This window comes from Paraburkholderia sp. GAS206C (assembly GCF_050435645.1).
Classification (GTDB): Bacteria; Pseudomonadota; Gammaproteobacteria; order Burkholderiales; family Burkholderiaceae; genus Paraburkholderia; species Paraburkholderia phenazinium_B.
The window spans coordinates 136,674-152,962 of sequence record NZ_JBNDKR010000009.1 but is presented as its reverse complement, the minus strand read 5'-3'; the positions used below and the strand labels follow the sequence as shown (position 1 = coordinate 152,962).

The 16,289-nt window shown below is 62.2% G+C and carries 12 protein-coding genes; 1 reads left to right on the top strand and 11 read right to left on the bottom strand.

Going from position 1 to position 16,289, the window contains the following annotated elements:
• Window positions 1-32: 32 nt before the first annotated feature.
• The 4 genes from glmM to P3T20_RS25320 form a co-directional block, all read right to left on the bottom strand.
• On the bottom strand, window positions 33-1,391 hold the full coding sequence (gene glmM, locus P3T20_RS25335) for a phosphoglucosamine mutase (protein WP_074263884.1): 1,359 nt from the start codon (window positions 1,389-1,391) through the stop codon (window positions 33-35).
• Window positions 1,392-1,419: 28 nt separating this feature from the next.
• Window positions 1,420-2,232, bottom strand: a complete 813-nt coding sequence (gene folP, locus P3T20_RS25330; RefSeq protein WP_429288322.1) for a dihydropteroate synthase — start codon at window positions 2,230-2,232, stop codon at window positions 1,420-1,422.
• 197 nt (window positions 2,233-2,429) lie between these two features.
• The gene (gene ftsH, locus P3T20_RS25325) at window positions 2,430-4,319 is read right to left on the bottom strand and encodes an ATP-dependent zinc metalloprotease FtsH (RefSeq protein WP_074263882.1); all 1,890 of its coding nucleotides are present in this window, start codon (window positions 4,317-4,319) and stop codon (window positions 2,430-2,432) included.
• 192 nt (window positions 4,320-4,511) lie between these two features.
• Window positions 4,512-5,174, bottom strand: coding sequence for an RlmE family RNA methyltransferase (locus P3T20_RS25320; protein WP_429288222.1), 663 nt, complete (start codon window positions 5,172-5,174; stop codon window positions 4,512-4,514).
• A 198-nt stretch (window positions 5,175-5,372) separates the two neighbouring features.
• On the opposite strand from P3T20_RS25320, the gene P3T20_RS25315 reads away from it, so the two are divergent.
• A complete protein-coding gene (locus P3T20_RS25315) occupies window positions 5,373-5,933 on the top strand; it encodes a YhbY family RNA-binding protein (protein ID WP_429288221.1) in 561 nt (186 codons plus the stop codon).
• A gap of 97 nt (window positions 5,934-6,030) precedes the next feature.
• Here P3T20_RS25315 and P3T20_RS25310 read toward each other — a convergent pair whose 3' ends face one another.
• The 7 genes from P3T20_RS25310 to gloB all read right to left on the bottom strand — a co-directional run bounded on the left by P3T20_RS25310 (window position 6,031) and on the right by gloB (window position 16,288).
• Window positions 6,031-6,546, bottom strand: a complete 516-nt coding sequence (locus P3T20_RS25310) for a DUF4149 domain-containing protein (protein ID WP_429288321.1) — start codon at window positions 6,544-6,546, stop codon at window positions 6,031-6,033.
• A 32-nt stretch (window positions 6,547-6,578) separates the two neighbouring features.
• The gene (gene greA / locus P3T20_RS25305; protein WP_074263878.1) at window positions 6,579-7,055 is read right to left on the bottom strand and encodes a transcription elongation factor GreA; all 477 of its coding nucleotides are present in this window, start codon (window positions 7,053-7,055) and stop codon (window positions 6,579-6,581) included.
• Between the two features lie 153 nt (window positions 7,056-7,208).
• Complete coding sequence (gene carB / locus P3T20_RS25300; protein ID WP_429288220.1) at window positions 7,209-10,463, bottom strand: carbamoyl-phosphate synthase large subunit; 3,255 nt, start codon at window positions 10,461-10,463, stop codon at window positions 7,209-7,211.
• A 216-nt stretch (window positions 10,464-10,679) separates the two neighbouring features.
• Window positions 10,680-11,843 carry a glutamine-hydrolyzing carbamoyl-phosphate synthase small subunit gene (gene carA, locus P3T20_RS25295; protein WP_074263876.1) on the bottom strand — a complete coding sequence of 388 codons (1,164 nt, stop codon included), beginning with the start codon at window positions 11,841-11,843 and terminating at the stop codon, window positions 10,680-10,682.
• A 349-nt stretch (window positions 11,844-12,192) separates the two neighbouring features.
• Window positions 12,193-13,434, bottom strand: coding sequence for an MFS transporter (locus P3T20_RS25290; RefSeq protein ID WP_074263875.1), 1,242 nt, complete (start codon window positions 13,432-13,434; stop codon window positions 12,193-12,195).
• A gap of 203 nt (window positions 13,435-13,637) precedes the next feature.
• Window positions 13,638-15,341 (bottom strand): transglycosylase SLT domain-containing protein, encoded by a 1,704-nt coding sequence (locus P3T20_RS25285; RefSeq protein ID WP_074265974.1) that lies wholly within the window; start codon window positions 15,339-15,341, stop codon window positions 13,638-13,640.
• A gap of 155 nt (window positions 15,342-15,496) precedes the next feature.
• Entirely contained in the window at window positions 15,497-16,288 is a 792-nt protein-coding gene (gene gloB, locus P3T20_RS25280; RefSeq protein WP_074263874.1) for a hydroxyacylglutathione hydrolase, read from the bottom strand.
• Window position 16,289: the final 1 nt, after the last annotated feature.

Genomic DNA, 16,289 nt, shown 5'->3' with positions numbered 1-16,289 from the left:
GTCCCTACCCGGCGGTACGCAACGGTTAGCCGTCAGGCGGTAGCCTGCTTGACCGCGCTGGCAATTGTCTCGGCGTGCTGGACCGCGTCATTCACATGCTGGGCCTCGACCATCACGCGCAGGACCGGCTCGGTGCCGGAAGCGCGAATCAATACGCGGCCATGTCCGTCCAGGGACGCCTCGGCTGCGCTAATCGCGCGGCGGATCTCGTCGCTCGCCTTCCAGTCGGCGCCCGGTTGCATGCGCACGTTGATCAGCTTCTGCGGGAACAGCGTCACGCCTTCGAGCAGTTGCGCGAGCGTCTTGCCGCTACGCTTCATGGCGGCGAGCACCAGCAGCGATGACACGATTCCGTCACCGGTCGAATGACGATCGAGCGAGAGGATGTGTCCCGAGCCCTCGGCGCCCAATTGCCAGCCGTGTTCGCGCAATTGCTCGAGCACGTAGCGGTCGCCGACGGCCGCTCGCACGAACTTCACGCCTGCATGCTGCAACGCCACTTCGACCGCCATATTGGTCATCAAGGTGCCGACTGCGCCTTCCACCTTGCCGTCCGTCTCGATACGGTCTTTGACCAGCACATACAGCAGCTCGTCGCCGTTATAGAGGCGGCCGGCCGAGTCGACGACCTGCAGACGGTCGGCGTCACCGTCGAGCGCAATGCCGAGATCGGCATGGTTCGCCCTCACCGCGCGGACCAACGCGTCCGGAGCGGTCGCGCCAACGCCGTCGTTGATGTTGAAGCCGTTCGGCGCCACGCCGATCGGGATTACGTCGGCCCCAAGTTCGTGGAACACATGCGGCGCGATGTCATACGCAGCCCCGTGCGCGCAATCGACCACCAGCCTCATGCCGCGCAGGTCGAAAGCCGCCGGGAACGTGCTCTTGCAGAACTCGATATAGCGGCCGGCCGCGTCATCGAGACGGCGCGCCTTGCCCAGTTGCTCCGAGGCGGCGCAAGCGAGCGGCTGATCCAGTTGCTCTTCGATCTTCAGTTCGACCTCGTCGGGCAACTTGTCGCCGTGGGCCGAGAAGAACTTGATCCCGTTGTCGTAGTACGGGTTGTGCGACGCGCTGATCACCACCCCCGCTGCAAGCCGCAGCGCGCGTGTCAGGTAAGCGATGCCCGGTGTCGGCATCGGGCCGGCCAGCATCACGTCGACGCCTGCCGCGGAGAATCCCGACTCAAGTGCGGCTTCGAGCATGTAGCCCGAAACGCGCGTGTCCTTGCCGATCAGGACCGTCGGGCGTTGGCCGGTGTGGGCCCAGCGATCCCCGCCCGCCAGCACCTTGCCGGCGGCATAACCGAGCCTCAACACGAAATCTGGTGTGATCGGGCCCTCGCCGACCTTGCCCCGAATGCCATCAGTACCGAAAAAGCGACGTGCCATCGTTATGTTTTCCTCTTTCTTCGAAGGGTCAGCTGCGACGCGTTGCGTCGCGCATGGCTGCCCAAACTTTTAATCCATCGACTGTTTCTGCGACATCGTGCACGCGCAGTATCGCAGCCCCGCGTTCGGCTGCACAGATGGCTGCGGCCACGCTTGCAGCCACGCGCTCCGACGCTGCCCGGCCGGTGACCGAGCCCAGCATCGACTTGCGCGACATGCCGGCCAGAATGGGAACCGGTGCGGCAAACGGCGGCTCGCCGCGCGGTGCCGTCTCCGGCAAGTGGGCCAGCAAGGCGTAGTTGTGTTCGACCACGGCCTTGCCGAAACCGAATCCGGGGTCGACGCTGATGCGCCGTTTTGCGATCCCTGCCTGCATCAACGCTACGACCCGTTGCTCGAGAAACGCCCGCACCTCGCTGACGACGTCCTCATAGGCCGGTTCACCCACCTGCATGGTCTGCGGCTCACCGAGCATATGCATGACGCAGAGCCCGCACAGACTGTCGCGCACGGCGTCGATGGCGCCGGGCCTCCGGAAGCCCCAGATGTCGTTGATCAGGTCCGCGCCGGCGGCCAGCGCGTGGCGCATCACCTCGGGCTTGTAGGTATCGACCGATAGCGGTACCTGGGCGTCGTGCAACTGTTCGATGAGCGGTATCACCCGCTCCAGCTCCTCATCGAGCGGCACCGGCGGTGCGCCGGGACGGGTCGATTCGCCGCCGATATCGATCAGATCCGCGCCATCGAGCATCATCCGCTCGGCCTGCCGCAAAGCATCTCCGCGCATTTCGAACTTGCCGCCATCGGAGAACGAGTCGGGTGTGACGTTCAGAATGCCCATCACCAACGGCCGCTCGAAGCTCAGCGTAAAGCGGCCGCATTGCAACGGCTCAGGTTCGGGGAGATACGGTAGTGCGGTATTCGACACGTGACGGACCATGCAGCGGGTAATTGGGCGAATCGGGCGGATGAATAACGAAGAATGCAAAACGGGCCGGTGTGGAATCACACCGGCCCGCAAGTTGAACGTGGCTTCGATCAGGCCGGTGCAGTCGCGCTGCCCGGCTTCACCTCACTACCCGTGCTGCCACCCGAGGAAGCGTCCGTTGCCGACGGCGGCGAACTCTTCGGGGCGCGCGGCGGACGGCCTGCCATGATGTCGTTGATCTGATCGGCGTCGATCGTTTCCCACTCCATCAGGGCGGAAGTCATCGCTTCGACCTTGTCCCGGTTATCTTCCAGCAGGCGCTTCGCGAGGTTGTACTGCTCGTCCAGCACACGGCGGATTTCCGCGTCGACCTTCTGTTGCGTCGCTTCCGAAATGGTTCGCGTGAAACCGCGGCCAAACGGCGTAGCGTCGTTCTCGTCGTCCACGTAGACCATCGGTCCGAGCGCATCGGTCATGCCGAAACGGGCCACCATGGCGCGGGCCGTAGCCGTTGCCTTGTTGAAGTCGTCCGACGCGCCGGTGCTGATCAGGTTCAGGAACAACTCTTCCGCGACCCGGCCACCGAACAGAATCGCCAGACGATCCAGCAGGTAGTCCTTCGAATACGTTTCGTTGTCGTGCTCCGGCAACTGCCACGTCACACCCAGTGCGCGACCGCGCGGGATGATGGTGACCTTGTGCACCGGATCTGCCTTCGGCAACAGCTTGGCGATCACCGCGTGGCCCGACTCGTGGTACGCCGTGGCGCGCTTCGACTCTTCGCGGATCACGGCCGACTTGCGCTCCGGACCCATGAAAATCTTGTCCTTCGCGTCTTCGAAATCGATCATCTCGACGATGCGCTTGCCGCGGCGAGCCGCAAACAGCGCTGCTTCGTTCACGAGATTCGCGAGATCAGCACCCGAGAAACCCGGCGTGCCGCGTGCGATAACCGCTGCGTCGACGTCGTTCGAGATAGGTACCTTGCGCAGGTGGACCTTCATGATGTGTTCGCGACCGCGGATATCCGGCAGACCGACATACACCTGGCGGTCGAAACGGCCCGGACGCAGCAGCGCCTTGTCCAGCACATCCGAACGGTTCGTGGCAGCGATCACGATCACGCCCGAATTCGCTTCGAAGCCGTCCATTTCCACCAGCATCTGGTTCAGCGTCTGTTCGCGCTCGTCGTTACCGCCGCCCATGCCGGCGCCACGATGACGGCCGACCGCGTCGATTTCGTCGATGAACACGATACACGGCGCATGCTTCTTGGCCTGTTCGAACATGTCACGCACACGAGCCGCGCCGACACCGACGAACATTTCCACGAAGTCAGAACCCGAAATGCTGAAGAACGGCACCTTGGCTTCGCCGGCGATGGCACGCGCGAGCAGCGTCTTACCGGTTCCCGGTGGCCCGACCAGCAGCACGCCGCGCGGTATCCGCCCGCCTAGCTTCTGGAATTTCTGTGGATCGCGCAGGAAGTCGACCAGCTCGGAGACTTCTTCCTTGGCTTCGTCGCAACCGGCGACGTCAGTGAAATTGATTGCGTTATTGTTCTCATCGATCAGACGTGCACGGGACTTGCCGAACGAGAACGCACCCCCTTTCCCGCCTCCCTGCATCTGTCTCATCATGTAGAACCAGAACCCGATAATCAGGATTGTTGGTCCGAGGTAGTACAGCGCGGACACAAGCGCGTTCGGTTCGTCATCGGCCTTGCCGCTCACCTGAACGCCATACTTCATCAGGTCGCCGACCATCCAGATGTCGCCGGGCGACACGATCTGGTACTTCTGGCCGTCTGCTGGAGTGACCGTGAGGTTACGCCCCTGAACGATGACGTTCTTGACCTTGCCGTTCTTTGCGTCATCCATGAACTGCGAATAGGAAACGCCTTCCTGGACCCGGGGCTTATCGAACTGCTTGAACACCGTAAACAGCACCAGTGCGATAACCAGCCACACTGCTGCCTTCGAAAACATATTGTTGTTCAAAGCACCACTCCTTCACTCATAGACGGGCGCCTACATTTGCCTTGCGGCACCACTAAAGCATTCTAATCCAGTCCGCAGACCCCTGCCATAACGTTTCGCTACCACATAAATAGCGCAAAACGCTGTTCCAGTGCCGCTTTTCCGACAATTCCGGGACTCAAAAATGTCGCGGGATGCCTACGGAGCGCCCATTCAACCGGGCCGTTTCAGATGCTTACCCAAAATAAAAGTTTCGGACGATTTGTCGCGAGACGCTTTCGGCTTACGCGCGGCCACCGTCTTAAACTGCTGCTTGAACTTCTCGACAATCTGGCTGTAACCGCTGCCGTGAAAGCATTTGACTAAAAGGGCACCATCCGGCTTCAGGTGATTCTGGGAGAATTCCAGCGCGAGATCGCAGACATGCTCGATTCGCGCGGCATCCGCCAGCGCCACTCCCGACAGGTTGGGCGCCATATCGGAAATTACAAGGTCGACCTGACGCGCTCCTACCAATTCTTCCAGCTGGTGCAGAACCGAGTCCTCGCGGAAGTCACCCTGAATGAAGATGACGTCGGCAATCGGCTCCATGGGCAGCAGGTCGAGCGCGATGATCGTGCCGTCGATGCCGCCTTCGCGCGTCGCATCGCGCTTCGCGCCCTGCGCCAGCTTGTTGCGGACGTACTGGCTCCAGCTGCCGGGCGCCGAGCCGAGATCGACAATCACCTGGCCGGGACGGATCAGCTTGTCCTGTTCGTCGATTTCCTTCAGTTTGTAGGCAGCGCGGGCGCGATAGCCCTCCCGCTGCGCCAGTTTCACGTACGGATCATTGATGTGATCGTGCAGCCACGAGGTGTTGAATTTGTTTTTTGCCATTAACCGTTGAACTCTTGCTGCGTGATGCCGCGCTTTTAGCGGATAATACGCGTTTTATTCGCGCGGCTGCCGCTCCATGGGTCTCACCCTTGGGGCCATCAACCGCGTTCTCTGTTGTTCTGACGCGCCGCCCTGCGCGATCGACCGAAGCGATCGGAAATGCAGGCGCCGCCATTTTAGTCGAGTCTCCCACTTTCCATGCCAGCCCTCAAAGTCTCTTCCGATCAACGCGCCGAGTTGCGCTCCCAGGCACATGCGCTCAAACCGGTCGTGCTCATCGGCGCCGAGGGCTTGACCGACGCCGTACTGGCCGAAATCAAGGTCCACCTGGGCGCCCATCAACTGATCAAGATCCGGGTGTTCGGCGACGAACGCGAGGAACGGCTCGCGGTCTACGAACAGATCTGCGACACGCTGAATGCGGCGCCGATCCAGCACCTCGGCAAGCTGCTGGTGATCTGGAAGCCCGAAGCTGCAGCCAAGCCGGCCGCCACCCGCGCTAAACGCGGCGAGTTGCCGAGCGTGCGTCGTGGCGAACTTCCGAGCGCCCGTCAGGCGGCGGCTGAAGATGCCAAGCCCGGTAAAGGCCGCGCCCCGCGCGTCGTGACGGTGGTCAAACCGTCCGAAATCCCGATGCGCAAGCCGAAGCCCAAGAAGGTCGTGGTGCGCGGTAACGAACGCGTTACGCAAGGCGGCAATATCAAGCGCGCCAAGAAACGCCAGGCCAGCGCCAAGCGTCCGCACCAGTCGGTCAAGTAATCTCTGCGTGAAAGCTGAAGAGGCTGCGGGCGCCCTGCCCGCAGCGTCGCGCGTTGCGTTGATCGACTATTGATTGACTGGTGCCAACCAGGGGTATCTAACCGGCAACGCCCTTACCCGCTGCGCCCCGGACTTCTTCTTGCCCGGTCAGCCCAGCCGTCGCGTTGGTGGGCAGCTTCCACACCAGCGCCACTGCGAGCAAGCTCTCGATCAGATAAAACAGGCTCGACACGCCATGCAGCACGCCGAAGCGCATCGCATCCGGCGAATGGGCGACATCCGTGCCGGCCGCCAGCGCAGCCATGCGGATTGCATTCATGAACGGCTGCAGCGCGAAGTAACCGAGCAGCACGCACACCACCATCCCGGCGATCAGCCAGCGCAGACGGCGATAAGCATCGTTGCCGCGACGGATCAGCACATTGGCGAGCCCAAGCAACAGCACGCCGCACACCACGCCAAGCACGCCTTCGATGCGAAACAGTTGCGCCGCGACCTCGCCCGCCGCAGCCCGATCAAGCGAAGTAAACAACACAGGCGCCACCGCATAGCCGATGGTGAGCAGGCTCCCGACCCAGATAACGGTCAGTAGCCGGAACACCCTGTGCGGCATGGGAGACAGCGGGGTAGACACCTGAGCCCTCTTCAGACGTAGCTGACGGCGATGATTTCGTACTCGCGCACGCCGCCGGGCGCCTGCACCGACGCCACGTCGCCCTCGGACTTGCCGATCAGGGCGCGCGCGATCGGCGAACTGATCGAGATCAGGCCGTGCTCGAGGTCCGCTTCGTCGTCGCCGACAATCTGATACTTCACCGAAGCCCCTGATTTCAGGTCTTCCAGCTCCACGGTCGCACCGAACACGATGCGGCCGTCCGCGTCCACCGCAGCGGGGTCGATGATCTGAGCGCCAGCCAGCTTCGACTCGATTTCCGCAATGCGGCCCTCGATAAAGCCCTGCTTTTCTTTCGCAGCGTCGTATTCGGCGTTTTCCGACAGGTCGCCCTGGGCACGCGCTTCAGCGATCGAGTTGACGACCGCCGGACGTTCAACCGATTTCAGATGCTGTAGTTCATCGCGCAGCTTCTTGGCGCCACGCGTCGTCAATGGAATAGTGCTCATAAACAGCTCTAGTGGCAAAAAAACGGCCGTAAAAAAAATCACCGCGGTTAAGTGCATCCCCGCTGGCACCTGAGCCCGGGCAAAGCCCATGCCGGTACCTTGAGGGACGCCGCTTAACCGCGGCACTTACATCTTGGACAGGTATTCGAAGCCTTAGTTTAGGCGAGCATGGAGTCCTTGTAAATCATAGACTTCCAGGTCCTTCAAATACCGCAACCCTTCGACTGCAGCCCGCGCACCTGACATCGTCGTGTAGTACGTGACCTTGTTCGCCTGCGCGCTCATGCGGATTGAACGCGAATCGGCGATCGCCGCGCGGGTTTCGTCGACGGTCGTAAAGACCAGCGCGATCTCTGCGTTCTTGATCATATCCACGATGTGCGGACGGCCGTCTTTCACCTTGTTGACGACCTTGACCGGCACGCCAGCCGCTTCGATTGCGGCAGCCGTACCCTTGGTCGCGACGATCGGATAGCCGAGTTCGTGCAGCATGCGCGCGACTTCGACGGCCTTCGGCTTGTCGGCGTCCATCACGGTCAGCAGCACCGTGCCCGACTCCGGCAAACGCGAACCTGCGGCAAGCTGCGACTTGAACAGCGCCTCACCGAAGGTCTGGCCCACACCCATCACCTCGCCGGTCGAACGCATTTCAGGTCCGAGCACCGGGTCGACGGTCGGGAACTTGACGAACGGGAACACCGCTTCCTTCACGCTGAAGTACGGCGGATCGATTTCCTTCGTCACGCCCTGCTGCGCCAGCGTCTGGCCGACCATCGCACGCGCGGCGATCTTCGCGAGCGGCAGGCTGGTCGCCTTAGACACATACGGTACCGTACGCGAGGCGCGCGGGTTCACTTCGAGCACGTAGATCACGTCCTCTTTCGAACCGTCCGCCTGCGGCACTTGCTGGATTGCGAACTGAACGTTCATCAGGCCGATCACGTTCAGTGCCCGGGCCATCGCACCGGTTTGACGCTTCAGTTCCGCCACGGTTTCCTTCGACAGCGAATACGGCGGCAGCGAGCAAGCGGAGTCACCCGAGTGGACGCCCGCCTGTTCGATGTGCTCCATCACGCCACCGATAAACACGGCTTCGCCATCGGAGATGCAATCCACGTCGCATTCGATTGCGTCGTTGAGGAAGCGGTCGAGCAGCACCGGCGAATCGTTCGATACCTTCACGGCCTCGCGCATATAGCGCTCGAGGTCGCGCGGCTCGTGGACGATTTCCATGGCGCGGCCGCCCAGCACATACGACGGACGGACGACGAGCGGGTAGCCGATTTCGTCGGCGAGCTTCAGCGCTTCGTCTTCAGCGCGGGCGGTACGATTCGGCGGCTGGCGCAGGCCGAGGCCCTGCAGCAGCTTCTGGAAACGCTCGCGGTCTTCGGCGGCGTCGATCATGTCCGGCGAGGTGCCGATGATCGGCACGCCGTTCGCTTCGAGATCGAGCGCAAGCTTCAGCGGCGTTTGACCACCATACTGCACGATCACGCCGACCGGCTTTTCCTTGTCGACGATTTCCAGCACGTCTTCGAGCGTCAACGATTCGAAGTACAGACGATCGGACGTGTCGTAGTCGGTCGAAACCGTTTCAGGGTTGCAGTTGACCATGATCGTTTCGTAGCCGTCTTCGCGCATGGCGAGCGCGGCGTGCACGCAGCAATAGTCGAACTCGATGCCCTGGCCGATCCGGTTCGGACCACCGCCCAGCACCATGATCTTCTTGTTACTCGTGGGATTCGCTTCGCACTCTTCCTCGTAGGTCGAGTACATGTATGCGGTCTTGGTGGCGAATTCGGCCGCGCACGTGTCGACGCGTTTGTAGACCGGACGCACGTTCAACTCAATCCGGCGTTGACGCACTTCGGCCGGCTTCGCGCCGAGCAACTTGGCCAGCCGGCGGTCCGAGAAGCCGCTCTGCTTCAGATACTTCAGTTCTTCCTTCGACAGGCTCGCGAGCGTGCGGCCGCCTAGCGCCTTTTCCTTCAGCACGATCTGTTCGATCTGCGCGAGGAACCACGGGTCGATCGAAGTCTCTTCGAAGATTTCCTCGGCGCTCATGCCGATACGGAACGCGTCGCCCACGTACCAGATGCGGTCCGGACCGGCTTCGCCGATCTCGCGGATGACCTCGTCGCGGCTGGTGGTCTTTTCATCAAGACCGTCCACGCCCACTTCGAGACCGCGCAGCGCCTTCTGGAACGACTCCTGGAAAGTGCGGCCAATCGCCATCACTTCGCCAACTGACTTCATCTGCGTGGTCAGACGCGAATCGGCCTCGCGGAATTTCTCGAACGCGAAACGTGGGATCTTGGTGACGACGTAGTCGATGGTCGGTTCGAACGAAGCCGGGGTCTGACCGCCGGTGATTTCGTTCTTCAGTTCATCGAGCGTGTAGCCGCAGGCGAGCTTCGCCGCAACCTTCGCGATTGGGAAACCAGTCGCCTTCGAGGCCAGTGCCGACGAACGCGACACGCGCGGATTCATTTCGATCACGATCATCCGGCCGTCTTTCGGATTGATCGAGAACTGTACGTTCGAGCCGCCTGTATCCACGCCGATTTCGCGCAGCACCGCGAGCGATGCGTTACGCAGGATCTGGTATTCCTTGTCCGTGAGCGTCTGCGCCGGCGCAACGGTGATCGAGTCGCCGGTGTGGATGCCCATGGGGTCCAGGTTTTCGATCGAGCACACGATGATGCAGTTGTCCTTCTTGTCGCGGACCACTTCCATCTCGTACTCTTTCCAGCCGAGCAACGATTCTTCGATCAGCAGTTCGCGCGTGGGCGACAGGTCCAGACCGCGCTTGCAGATCTCTTCGAACTCTTCGCGGTTGTATGCAATGCCGCCACCCGAGCCGCCAAGCGTGAACGACGGACGGATCACCACCGGATACCCGCCGCTGCCAGTTTCCACCGCGATCTGCGCCTGCACCTGCAACGCTTCTTCCATCGAATGCGCGGTGCCCGACTTGGCCGAACCGAGACCGATCTTGGTCATCGCGTCCTTGAACTTCTGACGGTCTTCCGCCTTGTCGATGGCTTCCGGCGATGCGCCGATCAGTTCGACCTTGTACTTCTCGAGCACGCCGTGTGCGTGCAGGTCGAGCGCGCAGTTCAGCGCGGTCTGGCCACCCATCGTCGGGAGGATCGCGTCGGGGCGCTCCTTGGCGATGATGCGTTCCACCACTTCCCACGTGATCGGCTCGATGTAAGTCACGTCGGCCGTGTTCGGGTCGGTCATGATCGTCGCCGGATTGCTGTTGACGAGAATGACCTTGTAGCCTTCCTCACGCAACGCCTTGCAAGCCTGGGCGCCCGAGTAGTCGAACTCGCACGCCTGGCCGATGATGATCGGACCCGCGCCGATGATGAGGATGCTTTTAATGTCTGTCCGCTTGGGCATAACGCTCTCGCTAATGTATTCCTGAGTTCTTTCCGTTGGCGCGCTTCGCCGCTGCTGCCGGGGCCGGTGCTGCTGCGGTGGCTCCACGTTGCAACTGTGGCGGCGCGCTCTGTTCTGTTTGTCCGCAGAGCGGCCCGGCGTTAAAACTTCCGGGGCTCCGCCTGACGCAGGCGTCCTGGGTGGGCGCCTTTGGCGACCACCCCATAAGCTGACGCCTTAAGCCGCCGCTGCAGCTGCCGTCTTGCCAGCTTTCCTGTGGTCCATCAAGCCGGTGAAGCGATCGAACAGATAAGCAATGTCGTGCGGGCCAGGCGACGCTTCCGGGTGACCCTGGAAGCAGAACGCCGGCTTGTCGGTCAGCGCGAAGCCCTGCAGCGTGCCGTCGAACAGCGACACGTGCGTGGCACGTGCGTTGGCGGGCAGCGTAGCAGCGTCGACTGCGAAACCGTGGTTCTGCGACGTGATGACCACGCGGCCGTCGTCCAGATCCTTCACCGGATGGTTCGCGCCGTGGTGACCCGTCTTCATCTTCATGGTCTTCGCGCCGACCGCGAGGCCCATGATCTGATGACCGAGGCAAATGCCGAAAGTCGGAATGCCGCTCCCGATCAGTTCTTTGGTGGCTTCAATTGCGTAGTCGCACGGTTCCGGGTCACCCGGGCCGTTCGACAGGAACACGCCGTCCGGATTGAGCGCGAGCGCGTCTGCCGCAGTAGCCTGCGCCGGCAGCACGGTGACGTGGCAACCGCGCTCAGCCAGCATGCGCAGGATGTTGTACTTCACGCCGTAGTCGAACGCGACCACGCGATACTTCGGCGCCTTCTGCGTGCCGTAGCCCTCGCCCAGACGCCATTCGGTCTGCGTCCATTCGAACGATTCCCGGGTCGACACGACCTTCGCCAGGTCCATGCCGGCCAGACCCGGGAACGAGCGAGCGAGTTCGATTGCCTTGGCTTCGTCATCCGAGCCGGCGAGGATCGCCCCATTCTGCGCACCCTTGTCGCGCAGCACGCGGGTCAGCTTGCGCGTGTCGAGGCCGGCAATGGCAACCACGCCTTCGTCCTGCAGGTATTGCGAGAGCGTGCGCTCCATGCGGAAGTTCGATGCAAGAACCGGCAGGTCGCGGATGATCAGACCGGCGGCATGGACTTTCGAGGCTTCGACATCCTCGGCGTTCACGCCGACGTTGCCGATATGCGGATACGTGAGGGTCACAATCTGACGCGCATAGCTCGGGTCAGTCAGGATTTCCTGGTAACCGGTGATCGCGGTGTTGAAAACGACTTCGCCAATCGTATGGCCGGGAGCGCCGATCGAGTAGCCACGAAAGACCGTGCCGTCGGCGAGCGCGAGCAGAGCGGGAGAAAAAGACGGCAACACGGGAGACTCCTTGGGGGAGCACCCTGTGCCGACCTGTCTATCCGAGCCGTGCGAGCCGCAGCGAGATGCATCGGTGGATGCGCGCGCAGGCTCGCTCGCGTGTCACAGCAGACGTCGCAAGGGCGCGATGGATCCATTGTGTGGACTGATCGGCTGGGTGCGGTGCGTCAGCCGCGCGCGGCGGATGAACGGTATGGGAGAGGTAGGCGCTAGGGTGCGGGTTGATAAGCTCAAACCTTGGAATTATAGCCCGAAAGTGCCCTTCCCTCCAAATCTGAGATGGGACGGGAACGGGGCGCGGAGCCCCGAACGGCGCATGGGCGCCTTTATCCACAAGGGTTTCAGCGCATCACGACGGATGTTCGGCCTGCAGATGGATCGGCTTCGCCAGCGCACGGCTCGGCAATACGTACCAGATCGCGCTGGCGATCTGAAGCGCGACCAGAACGCTCCAGGCGGTTAGGTGCGCGGCGGCCGGATAGTGGCCGGCGTCGGCGGGCCAGAGCGATAGCACCGCGCCGACGCCAATCTGGAAACCGAAAATCAGCAGAAAAAGAATCAGCGTCAGCGTGGTGTTGCCGCGCCCGATCAGCTGCTGCGGGAGATGCCGCGTCAATACCGCGTAGCTGAGGATGCCCGTCCCACCGAAGATGCCGTATGCCGCCCACAACAGGCCTGCGGGCAACGGCGCGCGAAGCATGATGAGCAACTGGGTGACCACGAAGAGCGCCATGCCGATTCCGCAGAAGGCGTAGAGCGAGACGCCGCGCCTTTCCAGACTGCGCGCCGCAGCGCCAAAACCGACGCAGCCGGCCATCATCGCGACACCGAGAATGGATACGAGCGCAGCGGCCTCACGGGGGGCAAAGCCCATCACATCGCGCATCCATGCGCCGACCCATAGCGACTGCATCGAATAGAACACGCCTTGGGTGACGACAGAAAACGACGCGATCTTCCAGAAAGCTGCGCTTTTGAGGATGTGCCACGTGCCTTTGAACTGTCCAGCGAGACTCGTCCCGTGATGCTCTTCGCGTTTTTCCGGCGCGAGCGTCCACAAAGCGAGCGCCACCAGGATGGTCAGCACGCCCAAGCCGCCGCAGACTGCCCGCCAGCTCGCGAACGTCAGCACCCAGGTCAACGGCGAACCCACGACCACGCCGCCCAGACCGCCCACCGCCATCACCAGGCCGTTGACGAACGGCAGCCGCGCGGGCTCGAAATACTGCGCCAGCGCCTTGAACGCCGCGCCGAGGCAGACCGACACGCCGACGCCGATCAAAAGGCGCCCTAGCATCATCGTGCCGATACCGTGCGCCGTCCCGAATACCCAGATCCCGGCCGCCGCAAACAGCAGCGTGCCGGCGGTGACGCGGCGCGTGCCATAGTGGTCGAGCAGCACGCCCGCTGGAATCTGGGCGCCGGCGAAGCCAAGGAAGTAGAGACTCGTCAGCAGGCCGAGATCGGCAGCGGATAGACCCAGATCATGCGTGATGAGTGGCGCGAAGCCGAGATTGACGCCGCGAAAGACATAGGAGACGAAGTAGCCGGCGGAGAACAGCAGGAACACGCGAAGCTGGGTGGACGACATGGGTAAAAGGCAATTTCTGGTCTGGCGAAAGCACAAACGATAAAGGAAAACGCAAGGAACTGCAGGAAAGCCCCTGCAGAGACCCTGAAATGAAAACGCCGTCACCACAGGTGACGGCGTTGAAAAACGAGAAGTGGATCGGAGCGCAATTCATGCGCTGCCCCCGCAACGCATGTGGCCACTTCCGTGGAAGCCGCTTTGGTCTAGTTGCCCTTCTTCGTCTTGGCTGCGGTCTTCGGGCGGCCTGCTGCCGTAGCCTTTGACGCCTTGCTGGACGTGACCGGCTCGGCCACTTTCAGCATCTTGCCCTTGGGAGCGGCGCCCGACGCTGACGATTTGCTGGCCTTGCCCGCCGGTTCCGACACCTTGACGACAGCGGTGCGGCCACGACCTGATTTCTTATCGTAGCGCGATTCGCTCTTCGTGTCTGTGACCTGGGTCCCGATGCGCTCGACGCCACCGCCCTGCACGCTCGTGGCGATCCGCTCGGGACCGGGTTCGCTAGGCATGGCCTTGCCAACCGGCACGTGCAGCACGATCACCTGACCCGGGTTGACCTGGTCGCGATGCGTGCGGTTCCATCCCTTCAACTGACCGATCGACACGCCGTAGCGCACCGCCAGCGCCGCCATGGTCTGCTTGCGACGAACGCGAATCAGCATCTTGCGCGTGTCGGGAACGTCCGGCTCCATCGCCAGAACGGCGCTTTCGGCGACGTCCGCGCTGATGTCTTCATCGGCGTCGTCGTCCGTACGCGGAATGACGATCGTCGAACCCGGCTTCAGACGCATGCCGACGGGAATCTTGTTGACCTCCATCAGCGTGTCCGGATCGACGCCGATCTTTTGCGCAAGCGCGGCCGGCGCCGCGCGCTCGGTCACCGTGTAGGTGGTCCACGACGACAGGTTGCCCGAGTAGGCCTTCAGGTTGTGCTCGAAGGCGCTGGCGTTATCGAACGGCAGCAGGATCTGCGGCTGGGTCGCGCCGAGAATGACCGGCTTCTTGAACGACGGATTCAGCGAACGGAATTCGTCCGGCGTCATGTTCGCGAGCTTGGCCGCGATATCGACGTCGATATCGTGCGCGGTGGTGACCGTCACGAAATACGGGTGGTTCGGAATGGTCGGCAGAGCGAGGCCATAGGCCTGCGGGTTCATCACGATGTTCTTGACGGCCTGCAGCTTGGGAACGTAGTTACGCGTCTCGTTCGGCATGCGCAGGTCGGCATAGTCCGTTGGCAATCCCGCCGCTTCGTTGCGCGCGATCGCGCGCTGCACGTTGCCCTCGCCCCAGTTGTACGCCGCCAGCGCAAGCTGCCAGTCGCCGAACATGTCGTGCAGACGCGAGAGATAGTCGAGCGCCGCGCTGGTGGAAGCCAGCACGTCACGGCGCTCGTCCTGCCACATGTTCTGCTTGAGGTTGTAGGTACGGCCCGTATCCGGCACGAACTGCCACATGCCAGCCGCCTTCGCGACTGACAACGCCTGCGGGTTATAGGCGGACTCGATGAACGGCAGCAACGCGAGCTCGGTCGGCATATGGCGCTGCTCGAGCTCTTCGACGATGTGATACAGATATTTTTGCGACCGCTCGGTCATGCGCGCCACGTAATCGGGGCGCTGCGCGTACCAGTTGACCTGCATGTCGACGAGGTCGCTTTGCAGGTCAGGCATCTGGAAACCACGGCGAATCCGCGCCCATAGGTCGGCGTCCGGGCTCGTCAACTGGTCGACCGAGCCTTGATCGACATTGATCGTTTCTTTGGCAGAGGCGGTGTTGCGGAGGGCGTCGGCTACAGCTTGCTGGGTGGCAGGATTAGGCGCGGTGGTATTGCTGCTCGTCGTTGGTCCCTGGCTCGCGCACGCGGCGAGCATGAGGACCAGCAACGTACTAAAGATAAATCTCATGAACGTCTCGGCTTCCATAGGACTGGAATTTGCAGCCGATAGTACGAAAGCGAAACGTTTACGTCAATCAGAAATATACGAAAAACCTAGGCAAATCTTAGGCTTGGCATATTTTTCCGAAATTCAAGGTGAACATGACCCCATCAGGCGATGGGTCAGCGGAACCTGTTCTTCCATTCACGCATCAATGTGAACGCAGTTAAACGATCCGGCACCGTTTCGTGCAACTGTTCGGCGAGGGTCGCGTGGATCGCGGGACTGTCGGCCCGCAGAAACGGATTGGTTGCCCGCTCTTGTGCGATCGTCGTAGGCAAAGTGGGAACGCCGCGCTCGCGCAGCGCGGTTGCACGATCGCGCCACGCCTGCAGATCCGCATTGCCGGGCTCGCAGGCGAGCGCGAAACGGATGTTCGACAGCGTGTATTCATGCGCGCAGTGGACCTGAGTCGCGCCAGGCAGGGCCGCGAGTTCGTCCAGCGACGTCAGCATCTGCGCCGGCGTGCCCTCGAACAACCGGCCGCAGCCGCACGCGAACAGCGTGTCGCCACAAAACACGTGAGGGGTTCCGGCCGGGTCGGCTGCCTGGAAGTAGGCAATGTGGCCGCGCGTATGGCCAGGTACGTCGAGCACGCTCAGTTCGAACGCCGGCTCGGCAATGCTCACGCGATCGCCACTTTTCAGACGATAGTTGAGATGCTCTATCGCCTCGCCCGCCGGACCGTACACGGGCACGGCCTGGCCATTCAGCAGATCGGCCACCCCGCCGACGTGGTCTTGGTGGTGGTGCGTGAGTAAAATAGCGCTCAACCGCCAGCCCCGTTTCGCCAGGTAGGCGCGAACCGGAGCGGCATCGCCCGGATCGACGGCCACCGCATGGTGCCCATCCGACACGAGCCAGATGTAATTGTCTTCAAACGCCGGGACCGGCACGTACTCGAGCGCATTCATA